The following is a 26,280-nucleotide window of genomic DNA, read 5'->3' as shown; positions in this document are numbered from 1 at the left end:
GGGGCTGGGAGTTGGGACGGGAGGTGCGGGGCGGGGGTGAGGGCCGGGGCGAGGCTCAGAGCTTCAGGTCCCAGACACCCGCGTCGTACCCGAAGCCGGGGCTGACCTCGACGGTCAGGTTCTCGGCGTCGGCGGGGGCGTCGAAGGCCCAGACGGCGGTGACCTTCTTCCCGGGCAGGATCGTGCCGGTGAACGGTTCGCCGACCTTGCCGTCGTAGATCGACTCGGCCTTCACGCCGTCCTTGCCGGCGCGGGCCTCGGCGGTCACGAGCGCCGCCTCGAACTTCTCCTTGCCGGAGTTCTCGATGGTGACGGTCACCTTGTACGCCTTGTTGCCCTTGGTGTGGCCGATGGAGTACTCGCCCGGCGTCCAGGCCGCGGGCTCGGAGACGGTGATGGTCAGGTCGTCGTCGTAGACGGCGGAGTCGCCGGCGGCGAGTGCCTTGCCGGTCGCGCCCTCGCCGTCCTTCGCCTTCTCCAGCGGCTTGTCGCTCCCGGCGGGCTTCCTGGCGGCCGACGACCCGGACGTGACCTTGTTGATCTCGTCGACCGCGTCGTCCACGGCCTTGAACGTGATGACCGCGCCGACCACCGACAGGACCAGGGACACCAGGCCGAGCACGATGCCGGCGACGGCGACTCCCTTGTTGGTGGCCTCGCCGCGCTTCGCCCGGCCCTTCGCCGAGAGGCCGAGGATCAGCCCGATCAGGCCGAGGATGCCGGCGAGCCAGAAGAAGAGCGGGATCAGGCCGGACAGGGCTCCGATGATCCCCAGGATCAGCGCGGCGGTACCGAGGCCGTTGCGGACCGGCGCGGCCGGCACGGGCGCCTGCGGGAACTGTGGCTGCTGCGTGTACTGGGACATGGGTGTCCTCCAGGGGGACGTGTCAACAGCGCCTGCTGTAGCGGTCAACGGGGTGCTGTGTGGTCCGGCCCGTTCGACGGTCCGGCGGTGCGATGAATCAATAAGACCAGAAGCTGTGAACCGAGTCAACGCGCTTTATGGAATTCAGGTCCACACACACTGTGAAGCGATCCCTCTTGCGGTCATCGCTATGCTCGGTGTCACATCAGCGCCGGCGAGTCGCCGACGGAGAACAGGAGCAGCCCGTGCCGGAGAACGCAGCAGAGGTGACGGCTGCCGGAATCGCCCGGCTGGCGGGCGTCGGGCGCGCCGCGGTCAGCAACTGGCGACGCCGGCACGCCGACTTCCCCAAGCCCGTCGGCGGCACCGAGACCAGCCCGTCCTTCGCGCTCCAGGAGGTCGAGCAGTGGCTGCGGGCCCAGGGCAAGCTGGCGGAGGTACCGCTGCGGGAAAGGGTCTGGCAGCAGCTCTCCGGCCACCCGGCGGGCGCCGTCAACGCCCTGGGGCACGCGGGCCGCGTCCTGCTGCTCGTACGTGACCGGCCCACGGCCTGGCTGGAGTTGGCGGCCGTGTCGGACAAGCGGCTGGTGGCCATGCTCCCCGCCGCCCTGGACGGCGTGCTCAGGGCCCGGTTCGGCGAACAGCGCGCCGCCGTGCCGACCCCGGGTCCCGCCGAACTGGAGCCGTCCGTGCCCCTCCTGCGGGGGGCTGCCGAGCTCGCCGCCGAGCTCGGCGCCCGCCAGGCCTTCGAGTTCCTGCTCGGCCGGCACCTGGACGCCAACCCCCGCCAGTTCACGCTCACTCCGACAGGACCGGCCGAGCTGATGGCCGCCCTCGCGGGAGCGGACACCCCCGGAAGGACGGTTCTCGACCCCGCGTCCGGCACCGGCGAACTCCTGCGTGCCGTAAGGCAGCCCGCCGCCCTGTACGCCCAGGACGCCGACCCGGAACTGGCGTCGCTCACGGCGCTGCGCCTCGCCCTGCACGGCGACGCCGACATCCGGGCGGCCGCCGGCGACACCCTCCGCGCCGACGCGTTCGCCGGAGTCACCGCCGACGCCGTGCTCTGCCATCCGCCGTTCAACGAACGGAACTGGGGCCACGACGTACTCGCCTACGACCCCCGCTGGGAGTACGGCTTCCCGGCCCGCACCGAGTCCGAACTGGCCTGGGTGCAGCACGCGCTCGCCCGGCTGCGCCCGGGCGCCACGGCGGTGCTGCTGATGCCGCCGGCCGTCGCGTCCCGCAAGTCGGGCCGCCGGGTCCGCGCGGATCTGCTGCGGCGCGGGGCGCTGCGTGCCGTCGTCTCCCTGCCCGCGGGGGCGGCGCCGCCGTACGGCATTCCGCTCCACCTCTGGGTGCTGCGCCGCCCGGTTCCCGGTGACCGCCCCGGGCAGGAACTGCTCCTGGTCGACACCGCCGAGTTCGCGGAGCCGGGCGGCGGGCGCGACAAACTCGACTGGCCGGCCGTGCACCGTGCGGTTCTCGACGCCTGGCTGCCCTTCGACCGCGACGGCCGCGTGGAGGAGCGGCCCGGCAGGAGCCGCTCCGTGTCCGTCGTCGAACTCCTCGACGACGACGTGGACCTGGCCCCGGCCCGCCATCTGCCGCCGCCCGCGACCGGGGGAGGCGCGGCCGAACTCACCGACGTGCGCGAGCGGCTGGCCGACACGCTGAGGCTCACCCTCGACCTCACCCCGGAGGCGGCCTCGCCGGCGGTGGGGGGGACGGCCGTCCGCCCCGGTACGACCGTCGGCGAACTGGCCCGTGCGGGAGCTCTCGAGCTGCGGTCCGGCGGTACGGGCACGGGACCGGTGCCCGTCCTCACCGAACAGGACGTCCTCGACGGCACCGCCCCCTCGGGGGCGCTCCCCGAAGGCCCGGCACCCGGCGAGGAGTCCGTCGAGCCGGTCCTCGTCCGAGCTGGGGACGTCGTCGTGCCCGTACTCGGAGCCGGCCCGTCGGCCCGCGTCGTCGACGAGGCGACGGCCGGAGCCGCGCTCGGCCGGAACCTGCAGTTGCTGCGGCCCGATCCGGCGGCGCTGGACCCCTGGTTCCTCGCCGGCTTCCTGCGCGGCACCGCGAACAACCGCCAGGCGAGCAGCTACGCCTCCACCGCCACCCGGCTCGACGTGCGCCGCCTCCAGCTGCCCCGCCTGCCGCTCGCCGAACAGCGGCGCTACGGGGACCGCTTCCGGGCACTCGCCGAGTTCGAGTCCGCGCTGCGTCTGGCGGGCCGACTGGGCGGGCAGTTGGTGCAGGGGCTGTACGACGGGCTGGCGGACGGCACGGTCGAGGTCTGAGCCGGGCGCCGCGGCGACGTCCGTCCCGGGTGCTCCCCGACACCGGTGGCCGGCGGTGGCGGTGACGCACGATCCGGGCGGCCGGGCGTCCCGCGGTGGTGCGGTCCGGTGGCCGGGCGGCGCTGACACCGGCGACCGGCCGTCCTGGCCCCGGCGGGGCCAGGACGGCCGGATCGGGGGACCGGTCGCGGCGTGACCGGTTCAACAACGGTTCGGTACAACCCACGGCCGGATGTCGCTGTCGATGTATACGCTCGGACCTCGTCCGACGAGCAGTCCGTGATCTCACGCCAGTGAACACACCAGTCCCAGGAGCAGCCATGCAGGGCCACGGCCACGGCTACCCGCCTCCACCCGCCGGGCGTCCCTCCGACGGCACGCTGATCACCCTGCGCGTGATCTTCATCGCGGCGGTCGTGCTGAGCTGCAGCCTGCTCGCCTGGGTGCCGATGCTGCGGCTCGCGATCGTCACCCGCAAGCGGGTCGACTGGGTCCTCTTCTGCGCCACCATCGCGGCCAACGTGGGAATGCTGGTCTTCGCCGGTGTCTCCTCCCCGGAGAACGAGGAGATGACCGACGCCGTGGGCTTCACCATCCTCGGCTGGGTCACGCTCGTGATGGTCGGGTCCATCACGTACTACGTGATGGCGGAGACCCGGCACTACGAGCGGCTCACGGCCGGCGGGGGCCCGGCCGCGGGCTACGGACTGCCGCCGCACCCGCCGGTGACGGCGTACGGCTATCCGCCGGCCGGCCCTCAGGGCACCGGGGCGGCGGCGCCGAACCCGTACGCCCGGCCGGTGCAGCACCCTCCCGTGCCGCGGCAGTCGCCCTCGCCGACGCCTTCGCAGTCCGGGCCGCAGCCGCCGGTCTCCGGCCCGGTTCCCGGACCGGCCTCGGGCCACGAGCCGAACCGCCGTATCGACCAGGTCCGCGCCGAACTCGACGAACTCAGCGACCTCCTTCGCCGGGAGCCCCGTCCCGACGGCGGTGACCGGTGAACGGTCGCGTCATCGCCGGACGCTACGAACTCTCCACCGTCATAGGTCAGGGCGGCATGGGCCAGGTCTGGACGGGCTACGACCAGCGCCTCGACCGCCGTGTGGCGGTGAAGCTGCTCCGCCCCGACCACATGGCGCCCGCCACGGCCGCCGACGAGATGCGGCGCCGCTTCGTCCGCGAGTGCCGCGTCACGGCCCAGGTGACCCACCCGGGTCTGGTCACCGTGCACGACGCCGGCAGCGACGGCGACGACCTCTACCTCGTCATGCAGTACGTCGAGGGTGCGGACCTCGCCGACCACCTCGCCGAGCACGACCCGTACCCCTGGGAGTGGGCCGTCTCCGTCGCCGCCCAGCTGTGCTCCGTCCTCGGCGCCGTGCACGCCGTACCGATCGTCCACCGTGACCTCAAGCCGCGGAACGTGATGGTGAAGCCGGACGGCACGGTCACCGTCCTCGACCTCGGTGTGGCGTCCGTCATCGACACGGACACCACCCGCCTCACCCACACCGGATCGCCGATCGGCAGCCCGGCGTACATGGCGCCCGAGCAGGCCATGGGCGGCGCCGTCGGCCCGTACACGGACCTGTACGCCCTCGGCGTGCTGCTCCACGAACTGCTCAGCGGCAACGTGCCGTTCGCGGGTTCCACCGCGCTGGGCGTGCTCCACCGCCATCTCTACGAGCCCCCGCTGCCGGTGCGGCAGCTCCGGCCCGAGGTCCCCGGTCAGCTGGAGGCGCTGGTGCTGCGGCTGCTCGCCAAGGACCCGCAGCACCGGCCCTCCGGCGCACAGGAGGTGTACGAGGCCCTGACGCCGCTGCTGCCCACGCGGCCCGGCGCGCCCGGCGGGCCGCTCGACCCGACCCGCCCCTTCCTGCGCCCGCACGCGCCGTGGCCGGACCGGGCGACGGCCCCGCCGCCGCCCGATCCGCGGGTGGTCGCCGCGGCGGCTCCGGTGGCCGACCGTCCCGACGTCGCCGCCGCCGTCGACGAGGTCAAGCGCCTCCTCGGCGAGGGCAGCATCACGCGGGCCGTGGACATCCTCGGCGGCATCCTCCCGGCGGCCGCAGCGGAGCACGGCGAGCGGTCCCCGGTCGTCCGCATCCTGCGCAAGCAGTACGCGACGACGCTGATGGACGACGGCCAGTACCGCCGGGCCCTGCCCGAGCTGCGGCGGCTGGCGGACGACCGGGCCGCGGAGGCGGGGCCGGGCGACCCGCAGACGCTCCAGTTCCGCTACGACGCGGCGCAGTGTCTGGAACAGCTGGGGGAGACGGCCGCGGCACTCGCCGAGTACCGGGCGGTGCTTCCCCACTACGAGAGCCGGCACAGGACCGGGGGCGACCCCTCGCGGGCCTTCGACATCCGGCACCGGATGGGGCATCTGCTCCTGGCGATGGGCGACCACACCGCGGGGCATCAGCAGCTGCAGAACCTGCTGTTCGACACGGAACGCGTGTACGGCCCCGGCCACCCGCTCGCCGTCGAGCTCCGCCGGTCGCTGGACCGCCAGCGCCAGTTCCGCACCGGCTGAGGGGCCGGGGCCGATCCGGCCGGGTGCCGGAGCGCGGCCGGACCGGAACCGCGGCGGCCGCGCTCCGGCAGGCGTCACACGGCCCGGAGGAACGCCGTTCCCGCGACGACACCCAGCAGCCTCAGGCGGGAGCCGTCGGCGAGCCGCCTGGCGAGGGCCGCGGCGACTCCGGGGCGGCTGTCGTCGCCGTGTCCGTCGAGGACGACGACCGCGCCGTCGGCGGCGAGTTCCTCCGTGAGGTCCAGATCCGCGAGCACGCCCTCCACGGACGGGTCACCGGCCAGGACGACCACGCCGTAGCGCCGGTCGGACACCTCGGCGCGCACCCCGGTGTCGGCGGAGGCCCCTCGCAGGAGCCGGGCCTGGGTGCCCGAACGGCTGCCGCACAGCGCCAGGTTGGCGCGGACGACGTCCTCCCGGACCGGGGCGGGCGCGGTGCCCGTCGGCACGAGGGCGCCGGCCAGCGGGTCGACGACCGTCAGCCGCGGCTCGACGCCCGCGCGGTGCAGCATGCGCAGCAGGGCGGCCGCGAACAGCCCGTGCTGGGTGCCGATCTCCAGGACCTCCTCGTTCGGCGGGGCCAGCAGCGGCACGGTCGCCAGCTTCCCGCAGATGTCCGAGGTCGAGCCCGCCAGCCGGCCGACGCCCAGCGCCTCCAGGGCCACCACCGTGCGGTACGCCACCGTCAGATCGCGGCGCGCGTGCTCACCCGAGGCACCCGTCACCGTGGTCACCTCCCGCACCAGCGTGTCCAGTTGGGTCGCGGTGGGCATCCGGTGGCCGTCCCGTCCGGAGCGGTCGAGCAGCAGCCCGAGCCCGTAGCTCTGCCGCCGCAGGTCGGCCACTTCGTGGTGCAGGGCGTCGAGATCGGCCTGGAGTGAGGTGGTGGCACGCTCGAGGCGCTGCTCCACCAGTGAGAACGCCGGACGCAGCATCCGCTTCGCCAGCCGGTTGCTCAGGAGGGAAGGCATGGCCGGGAGGTTACGCCGTGATTTCCACTCAAGGGGCCACCAACGGGGGCCATTCGGGTGAAGTCTCGGTGTCCTTCCGTTGACGTCCCCGTACAGCGGGTAGCGGTTCGGCCTCCGCGCTTCCCGCGACGAGGGGCCCGCCGCCGCTCGGGGCACCGCTCAATCCCCGTAGACGACCGTGACCTTGCTGAACCCGAGCGAGCGCAGCAGCCCCTCCAGCATCCTCGTCGTGTTCCGCTCCGCCTGCGCCGTCAGCCGGCTCTCCTTCGCTGCGGTGGCGATGTGCCGTACCGCGAGCTGCTGGACGGCCTGTTCGCTGTTGGGGTTGTCGGAGAGGAGATCAGCGAGCCGGTCGAGCAGACCGCGCTGCTTCGAGACGGCGTAGGAGCGGTCAGGGTCGAGCGCGGGCCGGCCGAGGACGGCGTGCGGGAGCCGGATCGTCGCGGCCGTGCGCTGCTCGTCCACGGTGACGTCCCTCTCCCCGAGCGCCCCCATGTCGACGTACGCGTCCACGGTGCCCGCTCCGACGTACAGCACCCTGGTGCCGTGCACGGCGTCCGGAAGGTACCTGGTGTCCTTCTCCAGGTCCACCACGACCTGGAAGTTGCCCGTGGCGGCCTGGTAGCGGCTCATGTCCTGGACGGACTCCAGCACGGCCGGCCCCGAGCGGTCGCGCGTCTCCTCACCGAACAGTCCGCCGAGTCCCGGCAGCGCCCGCAGCTGGGTGCCCACCACCAGCAGCGCGGCCACCAGCAGGACGCCGACCGATGCCTTCACCCACCACGACACAGCCCTGAGCGCACCCATGGCCCGGCCCTCCCTCGTCTGACGGATGCCCCGGTCCCCGTCGATCAGGCCTGCCGTACGGAACAGGTGCGGTGCCGCACCCCGGCCGCCTCCCGAATCGTTGACCGAATCAGTGGCGGCGAAGTAGTGGCCTGCGCCACGCCGACTGCCTACCATCGATCACCGCAAGGTCTTTGTGCACCGCGTCACAAACGCTCCGCGTCACGATCACCACCGCACGCCAGGAGGCCCCTTTGCACCGCCGCCGTCGCACCGCGCTCGCCCTCTCCGCCGCGCTCGTCGCGGCGGCACCCCTGCTCGCCGCCTGCGGGACCGAGGCGCACCCTGGTGCCGCTGCCGTCGTCGGGGGCGACCGGATCGAGGTGTCCGCGCTCCAGGCGGAGGTCAGGGACGTACGGGCCGCCCAGGAGGCGTCGCCCGAGGCCGCCCAGCTGATCAAGAGCACCGGGCAGCTGAACCGCGCCAAGCTGCACGGGATGATCTTCGACCGGATCCTGGAGCACGCCGCCGAGAAGAACGACGTCACCGCCTCCCGCAAGGAGGTCCAGGACGCCCGCGCGTCCTTGGCCCAGCAGTCCGGCGGCGAGGAGCAACTGGCCGCGATGCTGCTCCAGCAGCGCGGAGTGGCTCCGGACCGGATCGATCAGGCCGTCCGCGAGGAGGTCCTGCTGACCGGGCTGGCCCGGGCGCTCGGTGCCGACCTCGGCACTCCGGAGGGCCAGCAGAAGGTCGGCGCGGCGCTGACGGCTGCTTCCAAGGAACTCGACATCGACGTGAACCCCCGCTACGGCGCGTGGGATGACACGAAGATCCAGCTCGGCGACTACAAGGCACCGTGGATCACCCAGGTCACCGGGCAGCCGGAGGCGATCCGGGCCGGGGCGTAGCGGCGGCCGTCCGGGCCGCGGTCGGCCCCTGGGATCCGGTGCGCGGGCGGCTCCGCGGGCCCGGTGGGTCCGGCGGCGGTGGCTCGCGTGGAAGGGCCGGGCGCGGTGGCGGTGGCTCGCGTGGAAGGGCCGGGCGCGGTGGCGGTGGCTCGCGTGGAAGGGCCGGGCGCGGTGGCGGATCCTGTACGGCCGTGAGGCCCGGTCCCGGCGCCCGTCCGCCCCGACGTAAGGTCGAGGGGTGAACGCTGAAGCGCCCGTCGAGCCCGGCCGAATCGTCCTGCTCACCGCCAGCCATCGTGTCGCGCCCGGACTGCTGTCCTGGCCGGCGTGGCAGACCCTGCGCACGGCCGACCGCGTGCTGTGCGCCGACGCGGAGCACCCGCAGCTCCCGTATCTGAGGGAGGCCGGTGTCGGCGTGGAGGTGGCCGCGTCCACCGCGCAGGAACTCGTGGACGGCTGTGCGGGAGGCCGGACCGCCGTGGTCCTCGCGACCGGCGAGGGCGACCGGGCCCTCACCGACGGCCTGGCCCGCTTGGCGGGCTCCGGCCGGGTGAGGATGCCCGACCTGGAGCTGCTGCCCGGCTCGTACGACCTCCCCGGCGCGCGGCTCCTCGACCTCGTCCAGGTCATGGACCGGATCCGCCGCGAGTGCCCGTGGTCCTCGCAGCAGACCCACGAGGGCCTCGCCAAGTACGGCATCGAGGAGGCGTACGAGCTCGTCGAGGCCATCGAGGACGGCGACCGCGACGAACTGCGCGAGGAGCTCGGCGACGTCCTCCTCCAGGTCGTCTTCCACGCGCGCATCGCGCAGGAGGCGAGCGGGGAGGAGGGGGACGAGCCGTTCTCGATCGACGACGTCGCCGGGACCATCGTCGACAAGCTCGTCCACCGCCACCCGCACGTCTTCGGAGACGCCAGTGCCGAGACCCCGGAGGACGTCAAGGAGCACTGGCTGCGCACCAAGGCGATCGAGAAGCGGCGGGAGTCGGTGACCGACGGCGTCCCGCTCGGCCAGCCGGGACTCGCGCTCGCCGCGAAACTGGCGGGCCGGGTGCGGACGGCCGGGCTGGACGTGGAGCTGCCCACGGGGGACGGCGACCGCGCCGTCGGCTACGAACTGCTGGCGATGGCCGTGCGCGCGGAGGCCGAGGGCCACGACCCGGAAGCCGCGCTCCGCGCCGCCGCCCGCGCCTACCGCGACGCGATCCGCGCGGCGGAGTCCGCGGCCCGGGACTGACGGGGAGAGCCGGCCGCTCCGGCGTGTGCGTCAGTTCCGCTTTCCGCGCCGCCGGTCCACGGCGGTGAGGTCGACCTCGACGGGGTACGGGACGTCGGCCTTCAGCCGGTTGTGGTGGATGCCGGTGACGGCGTAGGCGTTCGTGGCGGGGTCGAGCTCGTACACGTACACCACGGGCAGGTCGTCGTGCTTCTCGACCCGCCAGAAGTGCCGGATGCCGGCCGCCGCGTACTTGCGCGGTTTGAGCTCGCGGTCGCGCTGCACGGACTCGTCCGAGACGATCTCGACGGCGAGCAGGATGTCCTCCGGGGCGTACCAGGTCTGCTCCGGCCCGATGAGGGCACCTTCACGCACGATCATGAGATCGGGCTCCGGCCGGTCGCGCACGCCCAGTTTGGTGGTCATCTCGCGGACGACGTAGAGGTCGTCCGGTGTCTGCTGCACCAGTTCGTTCTCCAGCAGCCGCAGCGTGGCCATGTGGAAGAAGGTCTGCGGACTCACGAAGAACAGTCCCCCGTCGATCAGCTCGGTGTGCGGCGGGAGACCCTTGATCCGGTCGAGGTCGTCCGCCGTCCACCCACCGGGGGGCGGGACCGGGAACACGTACTGCTCCTCCCGGCCGTCCTGGTCTTCCCTCCGGTCTTCGGCTGCGGCACTCATCAGCGCTCCCATACGACGGAGTCTGGCGCGTACGGTCAGCCTACCCACCGGGAACGCGGAGAGGTCCGTCGAACGGATGACCGGGCCCGTGCGGGTTAACGTCGTCCTATGCACGACCGGCCGTCCCGCGTCCCCGACGCCCCCGAGCTCTTCACCTGGGAGTTCGCCACCGACCCGTACCCCGCCTACGCCTGGCTCCGGGAGCACTCGCCCGTGCACCGGACCCGGCTGCCCAGCGGGGTGGAGGCGTGGCTGGTCACCAGGTACGCGGACGCCCGGCAGGCCCTCGCGGACCAGCGGCTCAGCAAGAACCCCGCGCACCACGACGAGCCCGCGCACGCGAAGGGGAAGACGGGGATCCCGGGGGAGCGCAAGGCGGAGCTGATGACGCACCTGCTCAACATCGACCCGCCCGACCACACCCGGCTGCGGCGGCTCGTGTCGAAGGCGTTCACCCCCCGCCGGGTGGCCGAGTTCGCACCCCGGGTACAGGAGTTGACGGACCGGCTCATCGACGGTTTCGCGCAGCGGGGTAGCGCGGACCTCATCCACGAGTTCGCGTTCCCGCTCCCCATCTACGCCATCTGCGACATGCTCGGCGTCCCGCGTGAGGACCAGGACGACTTCCGGGACTGGGCGGGGATGATGATCCGTCACGGCGGGGGCCCGCGCGGCGGTGTCGCCCGGTCGGTGAAGAAGATGCGCGGCTATCTCGCCGACCTGATCCACCGCAAGCGCGAAACCCCCGGTGACGACCTCATCTCGGGACTCATCAAGGCGTCCGACCACGGGGAGCACCTCACCGAGAACGAGGCCGCCGCGATGGCCTTCATCCTCCTCTTCGCCGGGTTCGAGACCACGGTGAACCTCATCGGGAACGGCACGTACGCGCTGCTGCGGAACCCGGGGCAACGGCAGCGGCTCCAGGACTCGCTGGCCGCCGGCGAGAACGGCCTGCTCGCCACCGGGATCGAGGAACTGCTGCGCTACGACGGGCCGGTCGAGCTCGCCACCTGGCGGTTCGCGACCGAGCCGCTGACGCTCGGCGGCCGGGACATCGCCGCCGGCGACCCGGTCCTCGTCGTGCTGGCCGCCGCGGACCGCGACCCTGAGCGGTTCGCGGAGCCCGACAGCCTCGATCTCGGCCGCCGGGACAACCAGCACCTCGGGTACGGGCACGGCATCCACTACTGCCTGGGCGCGCCGCTCGCGCGGCTGGAGGGGCAGACCGCGCTCGCGACCCTCCTCACCCGGCTGCCCGACTTGAGGCTTGCAGCCGATCCGTCGGAATTGCGGTGGCGTGGGGGGCTTATCATGCGCGGATTGCGCACTCTGCCCGTTGAATTCACCCGCCGCTGAAACTGACGGCCAGTCAGGGCTGTGACTTTTACGTGATCTCCGCTGCATCGACTTGTGACTGACGTCGGAGTGCGGCTACGTTCACCCCGACTCCGGGTCATCGAGGTTTCAATCGCTTCGAGAGTCCCTGGAGTTTTCTGTAGTCACACGGAAGGCGCACCGCATGCTGTCCGGGAACGGCCGACACCGCCGACCTCGTCAGGTCCCCGCCCTCATCGTCGCGGCAGGGGTGACCGGATCGGCCATCGCCATCCCGCTGCTCGGCGCGGGTTCCGCGTCCGCCGCCGACACCGCCACCTGGAACCGTGTCGCGGACTGCGAGAGCGGCGGCGACTGGAGTGCCAACCTCGGCAACGGTTACTACGGCGGCCTCCAGATGTCCCAGGAGATCTGGGAGGCGTACGGCGGCACCGCGTACGCGCCGCGCGCGGACCTCGCCAGCCCCTCCGAGCAGATCTCGGTCGCCGAGATGGTCCTCGCCGCCCAGGGTGCCTCCGCCTGGGAGAGCTGCGGATCGATCACGGGTCTGGGCGGCGGTGGCTCCGAGCCCGCCGGCACCCCGTCGGCCGACCCGCTGGGCGACGTCGTGAAGGGGCCCTCGTTCGGCGACGGGGCGGATTCCGTGCCCGAGCCGGATGCCGGGGACCCCTCGCCGGCCGGGTCCCGGTCGGGCGCGGGCGAGTCCGCCTCCGAGTCGTCCGAGTCGTCCGAGTCGTCCGAGTCGTCCGAGCCGTCCGGGCAGTCCTCCTCACCGTCCGGGTTCCCGGAGTCCGCCGGATCCGCCGAGGGCTCCGGTGGGAGCGCGGAGGCGTCCGGCGAGGCCGGCGCGGAGGCGGGCACCGGCAAGCACCGGGGCACCCCCGCCACCGAAGGGGATGAGGCGGGCAATTCGGGCGATGACCGTGAATCCGGTCGACATGCCTCACGAGGTGATGGAACGACACGGGATGACGCCGCCACGGGAGATGAGTACGTCGTCCGCGTCGGCGACAACCTGTCGTCGATCGCCGACGCGAACCAGGTGCCCGGCGGCTGGCCCGCCCTCTACGAGGTGAACCAGGACGTCGTCGGCTCCGACGCGAACCTCATCCTGCCTGGCCAGAGCCTCGATCTCGGCCCGGGGAAGGGCGAGTTGAAGGAGTAGTTCAGGTGTTTATGTCCGGTTCTGTGCGAGTGAGACAAGAGTCTCTTCCGGTCAACTGGCGCCGCTAGCCGGTCAACTCCGGTCATCGTGGCTCCCACCTGCGAAAACGGACATGTCACCCCGTCAGTTTTGGGCGATTTCTCCCCGATGTTCGTCTTTGAACATCGGGGAGACGTGTGTCTACGGTCTGAACCGCTCGCAACGCGGGCCCCGACGACCGCACGCCGAATCCTGCCGGCGGCCGCCGGGAACAGTCGTCGCGCAAGCGCCGAAGGCAGGAGCGGGGGACCCAAGGTAAGTGCCGGACAGGCCCGATGAGGGCCGCCCGGCTAGGGGTGGAGCCGTGCGTTCGTCGCACGGCCGGGCACCACATCGGCCCGAACCCGACAGCTCACCTCGCAGGCGTCGGTGAGGAGAACTTCGATGCTGCTTTCCGGCAAGGGCAAGCACCGTCGCCCGACGGTCTTCCAGCGGTCCACCCGTGTCGCCACGCTCGCCGGTGTCGCCGGCGCCGCCATCGCCGCCCCGCTGATGGCCTCGGGCACCGCGTCCGCCGCCACCGCCTCCGAGTGGGACGCCGTCGCCCAGTGCGAGTCCGGCGGCAACTGGTCGATCAACACAGGCAACGGCTACTACGGCGGGCTGCAGTTCTCGGCCTCCACCTGGGCCGCCTACGGGGGCACCGCGTTCGCCCCCACCGCCGACAAGGCCAGCAAGGCGCAGCAGATCCAGATCGCCGAGAAGGTCCTGGCGGGCCAGGGCAAGGGGGCCTGGCCGAACTGCGGCACCGGACTGTCGAACGCCTCGTACGGCGGCGCCGCCCCGGCCGCCCCCAAGGCCGCCGAGCCCAAGGCCGAGCCCGCCGCCCCGCAGCGAGCCGAGGTCCCGACCAGCCGCTCCGAGCGCGCCGCCGCCCCGGTCAAGAAGGGCGACGGCGAGTACACGGTCAAGGCCGGCGACACCCTCAGCGGGATCGCCGACGCCGAGAAGGTCAAGGGTGGCTGGAAGAAGCTGTTCGAGCTGAACAAGGACATCGTCGAGGACGCGAACGTCATCCACCCCGGCCAGAAGCTCCACCTGAGCTGATGCCCGGCCCGGGGACCCTCGTGGTCCCCGGGAGGTGACCGTCGTCCGGTGGGCCCGGCGGACCACCGGGCGGTGCACCCCCCGTCCCCAGGCCCCGGCCCGGTGCGGCATCCCCGTGCTCCCCGCAGTCCCGCGGGCACGGGAGGTACCCCCGGGCCGGGGTCTTTGTCCGTTCCGGCCGGTTTTCCGTCCCACGGGGCGGGCATCTGCCGGACGATGGCACCCGGGCGGTTAGGCTCTTGCCGCAAGGCCGAAGCGGCCCTGCACCGACACGGCCCCGCTTGTGTCACCTCACGCGTCACATCCCAGAAGGAGATGCTCGTGCCGTCCATCGACGTCGTCGTAGCCCGGGAAATCCTGGACTCCCGAGGCAACCCCACGGTCGAGGTCGAGGTCGGCCTCGACGACGGCAGCACCGGCCGTGCTGCCGTTCCGTCCGGTGCGTCCACCGGCGCCTTCGAGGCCCTCGAGCTCCGCGACGGCGACCCGAACCGCTACCTGGGCAAGGGTGTCGAGAAGGCCGTCCTCGCCGTCATCGAGCAGATCGGCCCCGAGCTCGTCGGCTACGACGCCACCGAGCAGCGCCTGATCGACCAGGCGATGTTCGACCTCGACGCCACCCCGGACAAGTCCTCCCTCGGCGCCAACGCGATCCTCGGCGTCTCCCTCGCCGTCGCGCACGCCGCCTCCGAAGCGTCCGACCTGCCGCTGTTCCGCTACCTCGGCGGCCCGAACGCGCACCTGCTGCCCGTTCCGATGATGAACATCCTGAACGGCGGCTCGCACGCCGACTCCAACGTGGACATCCAGGAGTTCATGATCGCGCCCATCGGCGCGGAGTCCTTCTCCGAGGCCCTGCGCTGGGGCACCGAGGTCTACCACACCCTGAAGAAGGTCCTGAAGGAGAAGGGACTCTCCACCGGACTCGGCGACGAGGGCGGATTCGCCCCGAACCTGGGCTCCAACCGCGAGGCCCTCGACCTCATCCTCGAGGCGATCAAGAAGGCCGGCTACACGCCGGGCAAGGACATCGCGCTCGCGCTCGACGTCGCCGCCTCCGAGTTCTACAAGGACGGCGCCTACGAGTTCGAGGGCAAGTCCCGCTCGGCCGCCGAGATGACCGAGTACTACGAGGAGCTGGTCTCCGCCTACCCGCTGGTCTCGATCGAGGACCCGCTGTTCGAGGACGACTGGGACGGCTGGAAGACGATCACCGAGAAGCTCGGTGCCAAGGTCCAGCTGGTCGGCGACGACCTGTTCGTGACCAACCCCGAGCGCCTCGCCCGCGGTATCGACGAAGCCGCCGCCAACGCCCTCCTGGTCAAGGTCAACCAGATCGGCTCGCTGACCGAGACCCTCGACGCGGTCGAGCTGGCCCAGCGCAGCGGCTTCAAGTGCATGATGTCCCACCGCTCCGGCGAGACCGAGGACGTCACCATCGCCGACCTGGCCGTCGCCACCAACTGCGGTCAGATCAAGACCGGTGCCCCGGCCCGTTCCGAGCGCGTCGCCAAGTACAACCAGCTCCTGCGCATCGAGGAGATCCTCGACGACGCCGCGGTGTACGCCGGCCGCAGCGCGTTCCCGCGCTTCAAGGGCTGATTCCGGACGACCCCGCCGGGCGGCGAGCCCGTCGGGGCCGGAGGTTGCGTACGTCCCCGCACACGGTCCCGTACCGTGTGCGGGGACGTACGCACGTGAAGGGGAGGCGCACTGATGGCCCGGGACCGGTTCTCCACCGCGACCAGGCTGCGGCTGCTCGGTGAGCAGACCGCCGCCCGCGTCTACCGATCGCAGTCCCGCCGGCAGGCCCGGCGCTCCAGGCTCACCGGCCGGGCCGCCTTCCTCGCACTCGTCGTATGCTCGATGATCGTCGCGCTCGCCTATCCGATGCGTGCGTACGTGTCGCAGCGGAACGAGATCGATGAGCAGCAGCGGCTGGCCGCCGCGGCCCGCGAGCGCGTGGAGCGGCTGCGCGACGAGAAGGCCCGCCTCCAGGACGACGCGTACGTCATGCGGCTGGCCCGTGAGCACCTGCACATGGTCCGGCCCGGCGAGACCGGGTACATCGTGGTCGACCCGCGGGCGGCCCGTGAGCCACGTGCCGAGGAGGCCGGTGTCGGCCGTCCCTGGTACTCGAACGTCTGGGACGGCGTCGACCGCGCCGACGCGCGACGCTAGCCAAGACACGGAACCGACGAAGAGACATACACATCCCATGGACACGCCCCCGCCGAGCACCGCGCCCACCCCGCCCACCGCGGAGGACATCGCCGCTTTCAAGGAGCAGCTCGGCCGCCCGCCGCGCGGTCTGCGGGCCATCGCCCACCGCTGCCCCTGCGGCCGGCCCGACGTGGTCGAGACGGCACCGCGGCTGGAGGACGGCACGCCCTTCCCGACGCTGTACTACCTGACCTGCCCGCGTGCGGCCTCGGCCATCGGCACGCTCGAGGCGAACGGCGTCATGAAGGAGATGACCGAGCGTCTGCAGGCCGATCCCGACCTGGCGGCGGCGTACCGGGCGGCGCACGAGGACTACGTCCGGCGCCGGGACGAGATCGAGGAGCTGAAGGACTTCCCCAGCGCCGGTGGCATGCCGGACCGGGTGAAGTGCCTCCACGTCCTGGTCGCCCACTCGCTCGCGGCCGGCCCTGGAGTGAACCCCCTGGGTGACGAGGCCATCGCGATGCTCCCGGAGTGGTGGGCCAAGGGCCCGTGCGTGACCGCGGGAGCGGGTGACTGCGCGAGCGCGGGCACGGAGGACGGCGCATGACCCGCGTCGCCGCCGTCGACTGCGGCACGAACTCGATCCGCCTGCTCATCGCCGACGTCGACGCCTCGACCGGTGAACTGACCGAGCTGGACCGTCGGATGACCATCGTCCGGCTCGGCCAGGGCGTCGACCGCACCGGTCGGCTGGCCCCCGAGGCCCTGGAGCGCACCTTCGCGGCCTGCCGGGAGTACGCGGGGATCATCAAGGAGCACGGGGCGGAGAGGGTCCGCTTCGTGGCGACCTCAGCTTCCCGGGACGCCGAGAACCGCGACGAGTTCGTGAGCGGTGTGGTCGGCATCCTCGGGGTCGAGCCCGAGGTGATCAGCGGTGACCAGGAGGCCGAGTTCTCCTTCACCGGCGCCACCAAGGAACTCCCGGGCCACGAGGAGCGGCTGGTCGTGGACATCGGCGGTGGCTCGACCGAGTTCGTCATCGGCCGCGGCCACGTCGAGGCCGCCCGCTCGGTGGACATCGGCTGCGTCCGGCTGACCGAGCGTCACGTACGCAGCGACCCGCCGGCGCCGGAGGAGATCGCCGCGGTCCGGGCGGACATCGAGGCGGCGCTGGACCTGGCCGAGGAGACCGTGCCGGTCCGCGAGGCGAGCACCCTGGTGGGCCTCGCGGGCTCGGTGACCACCGTCGCCGGGATAGCGCTGGGCCTCGACGCGTACGACTCCGAGGCGATCCACCACTCGCGGGTCTCCCGGGGCCGGGTCGCGGAGATCGCCGAGCGGCTGATCCGTTCCACCCACGAGGAGCGCGCCGCGATCCCGGTGATGCACCCGGGGCGGGTGGACGTGATCATCGCGGGCGCCCTGGTGCTGCTCGCGATCATGGACCGTGCCGGAGTGCCGGAGGTCGTCGTCTCGGAGCACGACATCCTCGACGGGATCGCGTTCTCCCTCGCCTGAGCGCGGGACCGGGGCGGCTCGAAGGGGGTTCCGGGGGGCGTTTTCCAGCCGAGAGGGCGCCGCCCGCGAGAAAGTTCGTGAAGTTCTTCACAAGGAATTGGGCCCGGCTGGCCGTCGAAAGTGCCCCCGGAGGGCCCGCCGGGCCTCTTTTTGTGTCCAACCCGGCCCGTCCGTCCGTGCTCCGGCAGGTGACCGTCGTGTTGCGTACACATGAAGAGGGGTCCCGGTTCACCTTCCGGTGGGAGCGTGGGGCCAGCTCAGCGGGCCTTGACAACGTCTCCCGCTACACCGGGGTTCCCGGGCTCCGCCATGACCTCGGTCACGTGGGCGGCGGAGTGTAGCAGAAGGTCCCCCAGTGCTTGTGAAGGGGCTCACGAGCACCCCCTCCGAGGGGGGTGGATACTCGATGGCATGAGCACCACGGAGCGTCCCAGGATCCTCGTAGTAGGCGGTGGGTACGTAGGCCTGTACGCAGCTCGTCGCATTCTGAAGAAGATGCGGTACGGGGAGGCGACCGTCACGGTCGTCGACCCGCGGTCGTACATGACGTACCAGCCCTTCCTTCCCGAAGCAGCCGCCGGCAGCATCTCGCCGCGGCACGTCGTCGTCCCGCTGCGACGCGTGCTGCCCAAGGCCGAGGTACTCACCGGCCGGGTCACGACCATCGATCAGGACCGCAAGGTCGCCACGGTCGCGCCCCTCGTCGGCGAGGCCTACGAGCTGCCCTTCGACTACCTGGTCATCGCGCTCGGCGCGGTCTCCCGCACCTTCCCGATCCCCGGCCTCGCCGAGCAGGGCATCGGCATGAAGGGCATCGAGGAGGCCATCGGCCTGCGCAACCACGTCCTCGAGCAGCTGGACAAGGCCGACTCCACCACCGACGAGGAGGTCCGCCGCAAGGCCCTGACCTTCGTCTTCGTCGGAGGCGGCTTCGCCGGCGCCGAGACCATAGGCGAGGTCGAGGACCTGGCCCGCGACGCGGTCAAGTACTACAAGAGCATCAAGCGCGAGGACATGCGCTTCGTCCTCGTCGACGCCGCGGACAAGATCCTTCCCGAGGTCGGCCCCAAGCTCGGCAAGTACGGCAAGGAGCACCTCGAGGCCCGCGGCATCGAGATCTACCTCAACACCTCCATGGACTCCTGCGTGGACGGCCACGTGGTGCTGAAGAACGGCCTGGAGGTCGACTCCAACACCATCGTCTGGACCGCCGGTGTGAAGCCGAACCCGGCCCTGGCCCGCTACGGCCTGCCGCTCGGCCCCCGCGGCCACGTGGACACCCGGCCGACGCTCCAGGTGCAGGGCACCGACTACATCTGGGCCGCGGGCGACAACGCCCAGGTCCCGGACATCGCCGCCCGCAAGGCCGGTGTCGAGAACGCCTGGTGCCCGCCGAACGCCCAGCACGCGCTGCGTCAGGCCAAGGTCCTCGGCGACAACGTGATCTCCGGTATGCGGGGCTTCCCGCAGAAGGAGTACAGCCACGCCAACAAGGGTGCGGTCGCCGGTCTCGGCCTGCACAAGGGCGTCGCGATGATCGTCATGGGCAAGGTGAAGATCAAGCTCAAGGGCCGGCTGGCCTGGTACATGCACCGTGGCTACCACGGCATGGCGATGCCGACCTGGAACCGCAAGATCCGCGTCTTCGCCGACTGGACCCTCGCGATGTTCCTCAAGCGCGAGGTCGTCTCGCTCGGCGCGATCGAGTCGCCGCGCGAGGAGTTCTACGAGGCCGCCAGGCCGGCCCCGGCTGCGGCCAAGCCCGCCCCGGAGAAGGCCAAGGCGTCCTGACCCCGCAGTAGTACCCCCGAAGGGGCCGTCCGCCATCCGTGGTGCGGACGGCCCCTTCGGCGTACTTTGGGCACACTCCGCACGGGGAAGTTGTCTGTTTTGCCGTCCATTTGCCCACCAGGGGACTGCGTTCGCACGCCGAGGGCGTTTACGTGGTGTTGGGCATTTCCGTCAAACAGCGATCACGGAGGTGTGCGCCATGGCCGATGCCGCTTCGCGGCTCACCGCCCTCACCGAAGAACTGCTCGGGGCACCGCCCCCGGTCCGCATCCGGGCCTGGGACGGAAGCGAGTCGGGGCCCGTCGACGGCCCGGTCCTCGTCATCCGTCATCGGCGCGCCCTGCGCCGGCTGCTGTGGAAGCCGGGCGAACTCGGCCTGGCCCGCGGCTGGGTGGCCGGAGAGATCGACGTCGAGGGCGATCTGTACGAGGCCCTGGGGGCTCTCGCGGGGCTGATCTGGGAGCGCTCCGAGCCCGGCCCGGGGCTGCGCTCGATGGGCGATCCGCGGCTGCGCTCGGCCGTCGGGGAGCTGATCGCCCTCGCCGGGCCCCGCTCCTGGCTGCCGGTGCCGCCGCCCGCCGAGGAGGTGGCCGGGCGCCGCGGCCCGCTGCACACGAAGGCGCGCGACCGGCAGGCGATCAGCCACCACTACGACGTCGGCAACGCGTTCTACGAGCAGGTGCTCGGGCCGTCGATGGTCTACTCGTGCGCCTACTGGCAGGACGGGGGTTCGCTCGAGGACGCACAGCGCGACAAGCTCGACCTCGTCTGCCGCAAACTCGCCCTGGGTGACGGGGACCGGCTGCTGGACGTCGGCTGCGGCTGGGGCTCGATGGCGATCCACGCGGCCGGGGAGTACGGCGCCCGGGTCACCGGGGTCACCCTGTCCCGGGAGCAGGCCGCGTACGCCCGCAAGCGGATCGCCGAGGAGGGGTTGACCGACCGCGTCGAGATCCGGGTCCAGGACTACCGGGACGTCAAGGACGGTCCGTACGACGCGATCTCGTCCATCGGGATGGCCGAGCACGTCGGCTCCACCCGGTACCGGGAGTACGCCGATGTGCTCCACGGACTGCTGAGGCCCGGGGGCAGGCTCCTCAACCACCAGATCGCGCGCCGCCCCGAGCAGGACGAAGCCGCTTACCACGTGGACGACTTCATCGACGCCTACGTCTTCCCTGACGGCGAGCTGGCGCCCGTCGGGAGGACCGTGTCGATCCTGGAGGAGGCCGGCTTCGAGGCCCGCGACGTCGAGTCCCTCCGCGAGCACTACGCCCGCACGCTGCGCGCCTGGGTGGCCAATCTGGAGTCCGACTGGGAACGGGCGGTACGGCACTCCTCACCGGGACGCGCCCGGATCTGGCGCCTCTACATGGCCGCCTCGGCCGTCTCCTTCGAGCGCAACAGGATCGGGGTCAACCAGATCCTCGCGGTGAAGGGCCATGACGGTGGTGCCTCCGGCATGCCGCTGAGGGCGCGCAGATGGACCGAGGCCGAGGGCCGCTGAGTCCGGGGACGGGGCGTCGCCCCGTCCCCGTGTACGCGACCGGGCCGGGCCCCGTGGAAGGGGCCCGGCCCGGTCGCGTGTGCTCGGCCGTCCGTGGTGCCGCTACTCGGTCTTGATCGCGGTCAGCATGTTCAGCTTCGCGGCGCTGCGGGCCGGCCACAGCGCGGCGAGCACGCCCACCAGCGCGGCGAGCGCCAGGAAGAGGCCGATCCGGTCCCACGGCAGAACCAGGGCGTAGCCCGGGACCTTGTCCCGGAAGGTCTCGCCGATCGCCCAGCCGAGGAAGGTGCCGAGGCCGATGCCGACGACCGCGCCGAACACGGAGATGACGACGGCCTCCAGCCGGACCATCCGCTTCACCCGGCGCCGGTCCAGGCCGATGGCGCGCAGCATGCCGATCTCCTGCTGCCGCTCGAAGACGGACATCGCCAGGGTGTTGACCACTCCGAGCACCGCGATGATCAGGGCCATCGCGAGCAGGCCGTACATGATGTTCAGCAGGGTGTTGATCACGCCGCCGAACTGGTCGCGGATGTCCTGCCGGTCCATCACCGCGATGGCGGGGTTTTCGCCCAGCGCGTCGATCAGGGCCTTCTCGTTCGCTTCGCTCTGACCGCCGTCCGTCTTCACGAAGACCTCCGGGATGTGCGGCTTCACCTCGTGCCGGTTGGCGACCTCGGTGCTCACCAGGACCGGCGAGAGGAACTCGCTGTCCTTGAAGACCGCGCCGACCTCCAGCGTCCCCTTCTTCTTGTCGCCGAAGGTGACCGGGAGGCTGTCGCCGACCTTCCAGCCCTTGCTCGTGGCCGTCTTCTCGTCGACCGCGACGTGCCCCTTCGCGAGGGTGTCCAGGCTGCCCTTCACGACCTCGACGTTCAGGAGCTGTTCGATGTCGCCGGGGGTGACGGCCGTGGCCGAGGGGAAGTCGCCCTGCACCTTGAAGTACACGGCCTGCTGCGGGGAGACCGCCGTGACGCCCGGGGCCTTCTCCAGCGCGGTCAGCACGGACTGGTCGAGGGGTCTGCCATTGGCCATGGTGACCATGTAGTCGGCCTTGATGTGGTCCGTCGTCATCTTGTCGACGGCCCTGCCGACGGTGACCCCGAGCACGGAGAGCCCGGTGACCAGGGTCAGTCCGATCGCGAGCGCCGAGGCCGTGGCACCGGTGCGCCGAGGGTTGCGGACGGCGTTCCGCCCGGCGAGCTTGCCGGCCACCGAGAAGACGCCGACGAGCAGCGGCCGTAGGAGGGCGATGACGGGGCGCGAGAGCTGCGGGATCAGCACGATCACGCCGACCAGCGCGAGGAACGCGCCTGCCGCGATCAGTATCCGCCCGGTGTCGCCGCCGGCGGCGGCACCCCAGACGATGCCGGCGGCGCCGAGGCCCGTCAGGGCGCTTCCGATGGAGTTGCGCAGCACCAGCGACTTGGCGCTGGCCGCCGCGTGGACGCTGCCCATGGCGGCGACCGGCGGGATCTTGGCGGCCCGGCGGCCCGGCAGCCACGCGGCGAACATGGTGACGAGGACACCGACGCCGAACGCGGCGATCACCGGACTCGCGGAGATCACGAGCGGCCCGTCCGGCACCTTCATGCCGAAGGCGGCCATCCCCGAGCGCAGACCCATCGTCAGCCCGATGCCGAGGACGAAGCCGACGGCCGAGGCCACCGCGCCGACGATCGCGGCCTCGATGAGCACCGAGCGGGTGATCTGGCGGCGTGAGGCGCCGACGGCCCGCATCAGGGCGAGTTCCCTGGTGCGCTGGGCGACCAGCATCGTGAAGGTGTTGGAGATCAGGAAGACGCCGACGAAGAGCGCGATGGCGGCGAAGCCGAGCAGGATCTGCTTGAGGGCGCCGAGGCCCTCCTCGATGGCCGCGGCCTGCTTCTCGGCGAGCGCCGTGCCGGTCTGCGCCTCGGCGTTCTTCGGCAGCGACCGCTTCACCGCGTCGAGGATCCGCGCGTCGTCCGCGCCGGGGGCGGCGGTGAGGGTGACGTCCCGGTAGTAGCCCGGCTTGAGGTAGAGCTCCTGGGCCACGTCGGTGTCGAAGAGGACCAGGCTGCCGCCGGCGTTCACGGCACCGTCCTTGGTGGTGAACACACCACTGAGGATGTACTCCTTCACCGGCCCGTTGGTGGCGACGCGGACCCGGTCGCCCACCGCGTACCTGCCCTTGGCGGCGCTGTCCGCGTCCAGGGCGATCTGGTCGGCCTTCGCGGGGCCGCTGCCGTCGGTGAAGGTGTAGGCGGGGTCCTTGCCGTCCTTGCCGGGGGCGAAGTTGGAGCCCTTGTTCGACCAGCCGACACCGATGAGCTTGCCGTCGGGGTCGGCGACCCCGGCGAAGCCGTCGACACGGCCCTGGGCGGCGGCGACGCCGTCCAGCGCGGCGAGCTTTCCGAGGGTCTTCTCGGAGATGCCGGGCTCCTGCTCGGCGTCGTTCTCGTCGGCGTAGGAGGTGACGGCCACGGCGACGTCGTCGTAGCTCTTGGCCGACTGGTTGCGGAAGGCGTTGGAGAGGGTGTCGGCGAAGACCAGGGTGCCGGAGACGAACGCCACGCCGAGCATCACGGCGAGCACGGTCATCAGCAGCCTGGCCTTGTGCGCGAGCACGTTGCGCAAGGCGGTACGGAACATGGTGTGAGTCAGTCCTGAGGTGGGGGCCGGAAGTCTGTGGTGGAGCCGCGGATCAGCTGGTCCGGCCCTTGGCGTCGAACTCCTTCATGCGGTCCAGCACGCCGTCGGCGGTCGGGGCGATCATCTCGTCCACGATCCGGCCGTCGGCCAGGAAGATGACGCGGTCCGCGTACGACGCGGCCACCGGGTCGTGCGTGACCATCACGACGGTCTGGCCCAGTTCCCGTACGGAGTTGCGCAGGAAGCCCAGGATCTCGGCGCCGGAGCGGGAGTCGAGGTTCCCGGTCGGCTCGTCGCCGAAGATGATCTCGGGACGGGCGGCGAGCGCCCGGGCGACGGCGACGCGCTGCTGCTGGCCGCCGGACAGCTGGGTGGGCCGGTGGCCGAGCCGGCCGGAGAGCCCCACCATGTCGATGACGAGCTGCAGCCACTGCTGGTCGGGCTTGCGGCCGGCGATGTCCATCGGGAGCGTGATGTTCTCCAGCGCCGTCAGCGTCGGCAGCAGGTTGAAGGCCTGGAAGATGAAGCCGATCTTGTCGCGGCGCAGCTGGGTCAGCTGCTTGTCCTTGAGCGAACCGAGTTCGGTCTCACCGATCCGCACCGAACCGCCGCTGAAGCTGTCGAGCCCGGCGACGCAGTGCATCAGCGTCGACTTGCCCGATCCGGACGGGCCCATGATCGCGGTGAACTCCCCCTGCCGGAAGTCCACGGTGACCCGGTCGAGGGCGACCACCTGGGTCTCGCCCTCTCCGTAGACCTTGGACAGATCCATGGCACGGGCGGCCACCGCGGTGGCGCGGGCGGTGGTGGGTGTGGTGGTCACGAGTCGGCTCTCCTGTCGCGGCGTTCCTGGGGACCGCACCATCGTGCTGCCCGGGACCCCGCCGGATCGTCCGTCCCGGTGCCCGTTCCCGGGGCCCTCTCGGGTCTGACGGGGCGCCACCCCCGTCCTCCTTTGGTATGACGGCGTCCCCGGGGCCGCGTCCGGGTCCGGCGTGTGCTCCCGGGGTACCGCCTGCGGGTTGTCCGGGGTGTACCCGGGCGGCGACTTTCCGTCATTCCCACGGGTGGCGCCGGGCTCGCCGGGAGCGCGCCTAGGCAGGTGCAAACAGCCGCTCACGAGGGCTGACGCACCCTCAGGCATCAATAAAATAAGACAACATCGGGTCGTTGTTCCGCTGTTGGGGTGAGCCGTACGGATAGGCTCGTGTGCGAACGCAGAGCCGCGTACGCAGGACCGCGTAACCAGCCCGGATGGTGGAATGCAGACACGGCGAGCTTAAACCTCGCTGGCCTTCGGGCCGTGCCGGTTCAAGTCCGGCTCCGGGCACGTTCATGCGTCCACGGCGCGAGCGGCAACCGTTGAACTCTTGAAGGCTTGCTCGCGCCCGCGCGGCCGACGGCGTTGCCGGACCGAAGCCGGGCCGCCCCCTCCCCGCTCCTCCCTACCCCCTCTTCGCACTCTCCGCCCCGCCGCCCGGCCGCCGCTCCCCGGCACCCCATCCGGCGTGAATCCCGCCGACCCGGGAATGAGTGAGTCCGTTCACTGGCTGTCATGGGAGGAGAGAGAGCAGTGCGGGGCCCGGGGCCCCCGGTCAGTCACGATCGAGGAAAGATCCTCCTTCAGCACTAGTCCGAGGTCTTTGCCCCCGCATTACTCTTGTGTCAAGGCCGCGCAGGGCGGCCATGGAGGAGTGAGATGAGGAGCAGCAACCCGGTCTTCTCGCGACGGGGGTTCAGCCGCGACAACGGCTACGCGGGCTTCAACACCGCGCCGCAGGCCGGGGGCCCCGCAGTCGGCGGCAACCCGTACGCCCAGGGCGCGGGCAACCCGTACGCCACCAACCCCTACGCGCCGGCGGACGCCCAGCTGGGTGCCCCGCCGCAGGCGCCTGCCCGCACCAATGTGATGACGATGGACGACGTCGTGGCGCGCACCGCCATGACGCTCGGCACCGTCGTGCTCACGGCGATCCTGTCGTGGGTGCTCCTGCCCGTCGACCCGGCCAACATCGGTAAGTCGTACGGCATCGCCATCGGCGCCGCGCTGGTGGCGCTGGTGCTCGGGCTCGTCCAGTCCTTCAAGCGCAAGCCGTCGCCCGCGCTGATCCTCGCCTATGCGGCGTTCGAGGGCGTCTTCCTCGGTGTGATCTCCAGCGCGGTCTCCACGTACATCGCGGACGGCGTGGTCGCCCAGGCCGTGCTCGGCACGATGGCGGTCTTCGCCGGTGTGCTGTTCGCGTACAAGATGCGTTGGATCCGCGTCACCCGCCGTTTCTACGGCTTCGTGATGGCTGCCGCGATGGGCTTCCTGCTGCTGATGGCGGTCAACCTGCTGTTCGCCGTCTTCGGCGGCGGTGACGGTCTCGGCTTCCGCAGCGGCGGCCTCGGCATCCTGTTCGGTGTCATCGGCATCATCCTCGGTGCCTGCTTCCTCGCCCTGGACTTCAAGCAGGTCGAGGACGGCATCAACTACGGCGCTCCCCGTGAGGAGTCCTGGCTGGCCGCCTTCGGTCTGACCATGACCCTGGTGTGGATCTACCTGGAGATGCTGCGTCTGCTGTCGATCCTGCAGGGCGACGACTGACGCACGGACGGCCGCACGGCCGTCCGGTGAACCGACGAAGGGCCCGCCCCGGCATGGCGGTTTCTAGGGATCGTCGCAACACGTGGTCGGTTTGATCAGGCCGCGAGTAGTTTATGCAGGCGCTCGGCTGGGGTTTCCCAGCCGAGCGTTTTGCGTGGGCGGCCGTTGAGTTCGGCGGCGACGGCGTCGAGGTGGTCGCGGGTGTGGACGGACAGGTCGGTG

General features: G+C 71.6%; 21 protein-coding genes, 1 tRNA gene, 1 pseudogene and 1 riboswitch. Of the genes and pseudogenes, 16 read left to right on the top strand and 7 right to left on the bottom strand.

Translation table 11 applies throughout. The features are described 5' to 3' along the window. Positions 1 to 55: 55 nt before the first annotated feature. Complete coding sequence (locus tag QMZ92_RS21755; protein ID WP_283299067.1) at positions 56 to 865, bottom strand: DUF4190 domain-containing protein; 810 nt, start codon at positions 863 to 865, stop codon at positions 56 to 58. Between the two features lie 245 nt (positions 866 to 1,110). On the opposite strand from QMZ92_RS21755, the gene QMZ92_RS21750 reads away from it, so the two are divergent. From QMZ92_RS21750 to QMZ92_RS21740, 3 genes are all read left to right on the top strand, one after another. After that, entirely contained in the window at positions 1,111 to 3,168 is a 2,058-nt protein-coding gene (locus QMZ92_RS21750; protein WP_283299066.1) for an N-6 DNA methylase, read from the top strand. A gap of 320 nt (positions 3,169 to 3,488) precedes the next feature. Then, positions 3,489 to 4,169 carry a hypothetical protein gene (locus tag QMZ92_RS21745; RefSeq protein WP_283299065.1) on the top strand — a complete coding sequence of 227 codons (681 nt, stop codon included), beginning with the start codon at positions 3,489 to 3,491 and terminating at the stop codon, positions 4,167 to 4,169. Then, positions 4,166 to 5,704 (top strand): serine/threonine-protein kinase, encoded by a 1,539-nt coding sequence (locus QMZ92_RS21740; RefSeq protein ID WP_283299064.1) that lies wholly within the window; start codon positions 4,166 to 4,168, stop codon positions 5,702 to 5,704. Before QMZ92_RS21745 ends, QMZ92_RS21740 begins: the two co-directional genes overlap by 4 nt. A gap of 74 nt (positions 5,705 to 5,778) precedes the next feature. On the opposite strand, the gene QMZ92_RS21735 is transcribed toward QMZ92_RS21740, so the two are convergent. Both QMZ92_RS21735 and QMZ92_RS21730 read right to left on the bottom strand, forming a co-directional pair. Then, positions 5,779 to 6,675, bottom strand: a complete 897-nt coding sequence (locus QMZ92_RS21735; protein ID WP_283299063.1) for a class I SAM-dependent methyltransferase — start codon at positions 6,673 to 6,675, stop codon at positions 5,779 to 5,781. 159 nt (positions 6,676 to 6,834) lie between these two features. Beyond that, the gene (locus tag QMZ92_RS21730) at positions 6,835 to 7,482 is read right to left on the bottom strand and encodes a DUF4230 domain-containing protein (RefSeq protein ID WP_283299062.1); all 648 of its coding nucleotides are present in this window, start codon (positions 7,480 to 7,482) and stop codon (positions 6,835 to 6,837) included. 233 nt (positions 7,483 to 7,715) lie between these two features. On the opposite strand from QMZ92_RS21730, the gene QMZ92_RS21725 reads away from it, so the two are divergent. Both QMZ92_RS21725 and QMZ92_RS21720 read left to right on the top strand, forming a co-directional pair. Then, positions 7,716 to 8,369, top strand: coding sequence for a SurA N-terminal domain-containing protein (locus QMZ92_RS21725; protein WP_283299061.1), 654 nt, complete (start codon positions 7,716 to 7,718; stop codon positions 8,367 to 8,369). Positions 8,370 to 8,607: 238 nt separating this feature from the next. Then, on the top strand, positions 8,608 to 9,606 hold the full coding sequence (locus QMZ92_RS21720) for a nucleoside triphosphate pyrophosphohydrolase (RefSeq protein WP_283299060.1): 999 nt from the start codon (positions 8,608 to 8,610) through the stop codon (positions 9,604 to 9,606). Between the two features lie 30 nt (positions 9,607 to 9,636). Here the strand turns inward: QMZ92_RS21720 and QMZ92_RS21715 are convergent, their stop codons facing one another. Beyond that, complete coding sequence (locus tag QMZ92_RS21715; protein WP_283299059.1) at positions 9,637 to 10,266, bottom strand: Uma2 family endonuclease; 630 nt, start codon at positions 10,264 to 10,266, stop codon at positions 9,637 to 9,639. 108 nt (positions 10,267 to 10,374) lie between these two features. Here QMZ92_RS21715 and QMZ92_RS21710 point away from each other — a divergent pair, with 108 nt between their 5' ends. The 9 genes from QMZ92_RS21710 (at position 10,375) to QMZ92_RS21670 (ending at position 20,837) form a co-directional block, all read left to right on the top strand. Continuing rightward, positions 10,375 to 11,625: a cytochrome P450 family protein gene (locus QMZ92_RS21710; RefSeq protein ID WP_283299058.1), complete on the top strand. Its 1,251-nt coding sequence runs from the start codon at positions 10,375 to 10,377 to the stop codon at positions 11,623 to 11,625. A gap of 163 nt (positions 11,626 to 11,788) precedes the next feature. Continuing rightward, positions 11,789 to 12,769 carry a transglycosylase family protein gene (locus QMZ92_RS21705; protein ID WP_283299057.1) on the top strand — a complete coding sequence of 327 codons (981 nt, stop codon included), beginning with the start codon at positions 11,789 to 11,791 and terminating at the stop codon, positions 12,767 to 12,769. Between the two features lie 256 nt (positions 12,770 to 13,025). Further along, positions 13,026 to 13,189, top strand: a riboswitch (cyclic di-AMP (ydaO/yuaA leader). Positions 13,190 to 13,192: 3 nt separating this feature from the next. Further along, on the top strand, positions 13,193 to 13,855 hold the full coding sequence (locus QMZ92_RS21700; RefSeq protein ID WP_283299056.1) for a LysM peptidoglycan-binding domain-containing protein: 663 nt from the start codon (positions 13,193 to 13,195) through the stop codon (positions 13,853 to 13,855). Between the two features lie 321 nt (positions 13,856 to 14,176). Then, positions 14,177 to 15,457: a phosphopyruvate hydratase gene (eno, locus tag QMZ92_RS21695; protein ID WP_283299055.1), complete on the top strand. Its 1,281-nt coding sequence runs from the start codon at positions 14,177 to 14,179 to the stop codon at positions 15,455 to 15,457. Between the two features lie 114 nt (positions 15,458 to 15,571). Continuing rightward, positions 15,572 to 16,036 (top strand): FtsB family cell division protein, encoded by a 465-nt coding sequence (locus QMZ92_RS21690; protein ID WP_283299054.1) that lies wholly within the window; start codon positions 15,572 to 15,574, stop codon positions 16,034 to 16,036. Positions 16,037 to 16,073: 37 nt separating this feature from the next. After that, entirely contained in the window at positions 16,074 to 16,628 is a 555-nt protein-coding gene (locus QMZ92_RS21685) for a DUF501 domain-containing protein (RefSeq protein WP_283299053.1), read from the top strand. Then, the gene (locus QMZ92_RS21680; RefSeq protein ID WP_283299052.1) at positions 16,625 to 17,539 is read left to right on the top strand and encodes a Ppx/GppA phosphatase family protein; all 915 of its coding nucleotides are present in this window, start codon (positions 16,625 to 16,627) and stop codon (positions 17,537 to 17,539) included. The genes QMZ92_RS21685 and QMZ92_RS21680 overlap by 4 nt, the downstream gene beginning before the upstream one ends. A 411-nt stretch (positions 17,540 to 17,950) precedes the next feature. Then, positions 17,951 to 19,330, top strand: a complete 1,380-nt coding sequence (locus QMZ92_RS21675) for an NAD(P)/FAD-dependent oxidoreductase (protein WP_283299051.1) — start codon at positions 17,951 to 17,953, stop codon at positions 19,328 to 19,330. A 199-nt stretch (positions 19,331 to 19,529) separates the two neighbouring features. Continuing rightward, a complete protein-coding gene (locus QMZ92_RS21670; protein WP_283299050.1) occupies positions 19,530 to 20,837 on the top strand; it encodes a class I SAM-dependent methyltransferase in 1,308 nt (435 codons plus the stop codon). A gap of 102 nt (positions 20,838 to 20,939) precedes the next feature. On the opposite strand, the gene QMZ92_RS21665 is transcribed toward QMZ92_RS21670, so the two are convergent. Together QMZ92_RS21665 and QMZ92_RS21660 are read right to left on the bottom strand one after the other, a co-directional pair. Further along, on the bottom strand, positions 20,940 to 23,471 hold the full coding sequence (locus QMZ92_RS21665; RefSeq protein ID WP_283299049.1) for an ABC transporter permease: 2,532 nt from the start codon (positions 23,469 to 23,471) through the stop codon (positions 20,940 to 20,942). Between the two features lie 52 nt (positions 23,472 to 23,523). Further along, on the bottom strand, positions 23,524 to 24,294 hold the full coding sequence (locus QMZ92_RS21660; protein WP_283299048.1) for an ABC transporter ATP-binding protein: 771 nt from the start codon (positions 24,292 to 24,294) through the stop codon (positions 23,524 to 23,526). Positions 24,295 to 24,719: 425 nt separating this feature from the next. Between QMZ92_RS21660 and QMZ92_RS21655 the strand changes: the two genes are divergently transcribed. Beyond that, positions 24,720 to 24,801, top strand: a tRNA-Leu gene (locus tag QMZ92_RS21655). Between the two features lie 369 nt (positions 24,802 to 25,170). Next, the gene (locus tag QMZ92_RS21650; RefSeq protein WP_093655859.1) at positions 25,171 to 26,058 is read left to right on the top strand and encodes a Bax inhibitor-1/YccA family protein; all 888 of its coding nucleotides are present in this window, start codon (positions 25,171 to 25,173) and stop codon (positions 26,056 to 26,058) included. A gap of 95 nt (positions 26,059 to 26,153) precedes the next feature. On the opposite strand, the pseudogene QMZ92_RS21645 reads toward QMZ92_RS21650, so the two are convergent. Next, positions 26,154 to 26,280, bottom strand: a pseudogene (locus tag QMZ92_RS21645) (IS30 family transposase); the annotation flags it as partial.

Source organism: Streptomyces sp. HNM0645 (assembly GCF_030056615.1).
In the GTDB taxonomy this organism is placed as follows: domain Bacteria; phylum Actinomycetota; class Actinomycetes; order Streptomycetales; family Streptomycetaceae; genus Streptomyces; species Streptomyces marianii.
Note: the sequence above shows the minus strand (reverse complement) of the source record. Positions and strands in the feature narration are given on the sequence as shown.

What these genes read in the sequence shown, in the direction of transcription:
- QMZ92_RS21735 (WP_283299063.1), bottom strand. Translation starts at nt 6,675, where the DNA reads ATGCCTTCCCTCCTGAGCAACCGGCTGGCGAAGCGGATGCTGCGTCCG.
- QMZ92_RS21650 (WP_093655859.1), top strand. Translation starts at nt 25,171, where the DNA reads ATGAGGAGCAGCAACCCGGTCTTCTCGCGACGGGGGTTCAGCCGCGAC.
- QMZ92_RS21755 (WP_283299067.1), bottom strand. Translation starts at nt 865, where the DNA reads ATGTCCCAGTACACGCAGCAGCCACAGTTCCCGCAGGCGCCCGTGCCG.
- QMZ92_RS21745 (WP_283299065.1), top strand. Translation starts at nt 3,489, where the DNA reads ATGCAGGGCCACGGCCACGGCTACCCGCCTCCACCCGCCGGGCGTCCC.
- QMZ92_RS21715 (WP_283299059.1), bottom strand. Translation starts at nt 10,266, where the DNA reads ATGAGTGCCGCAGCCGAAGACCGGAGGGAAGACCAGGACGGCCGGGAG.
- QMZ92_RS21685 (WP_283299053.1), top strand. Translation starts at nt 16,074, where the DNA reads ATGGACACGCCCCCGCCGAGCACCGCGCCCACCCCGCCCACCGCGGAG.
- QMZ92_RS21665 (WP_283299049.1), bottom strand. Translation starts at nt 23,471, where the DNA reads ATGTTCCGTACCGCCTTGCGCAACGTGCTCGCGCACAAGGCCAGGCTG.
- QMZ92_RS21705 (WP_283299057.1), top strand. Translation starts at nt 11,789, where the DNA reads ATGCTGTCCGGGAACGGCCGACACCGCCGACCTCGTCAGGTCCCCGCC.
- QMZ92_RS21710 (WP_283299058.1), top strand. Translation starts at nt 10,375, where the DNA reads ATGCACGACCGGCCGTCCCGCGTCCCCGACGCCCCCGAGCTCTTCACC.
- QMZ92_RS21690 (WP_283299054.1), top strand. Translation starts at nt 15,572, where the DNA reads ATGGCCCGGGACCGGTTCTCCACCGCGACCAGGCTGCGGCTGCTCGGT.
- QMZ92_RS21680 (WP_283299052.1), top strand. Translation starts at nt 16,625, where the DNA reads ATGACCCGCGTCGCCGCCGTCGACTGCGGCACGAACTCGATCCGCCTG.
- QMZ92_RS21700 (WP_283299056.1), top strand. Translation starts at nt 13,193, where the DNA reads ATGCTGCTTTCCGGCAAGGGCAAGCACCGTCGCCCGACGGTCTTCCAG.
- QMZ92_RS21670 (WP_283299050.1), top strand. Translation starts at nt 19,530, where the DNA reads ATGGCCGATGCCGCTTCGCGGCTCACCGCCCTCACCGAAGAACTGCTC.
- QMZ92_RS21675 (WP_283299051.1), top strand. Translation starts at nt 17,951, where the DNA reads ATGAGCACCACGGAGCGTCCCAGGATCCTCGTAGTAGGCGGTGGGTAC.
- QMZ92_RS21730 (WP_283299062.1), bottom strand. Translation starts at nt 7,482, where the DNA reads ATGGGTGCGCTCAGGGCTGTGTCGTGGTGGGTGAAGGCATCGGTCGGC.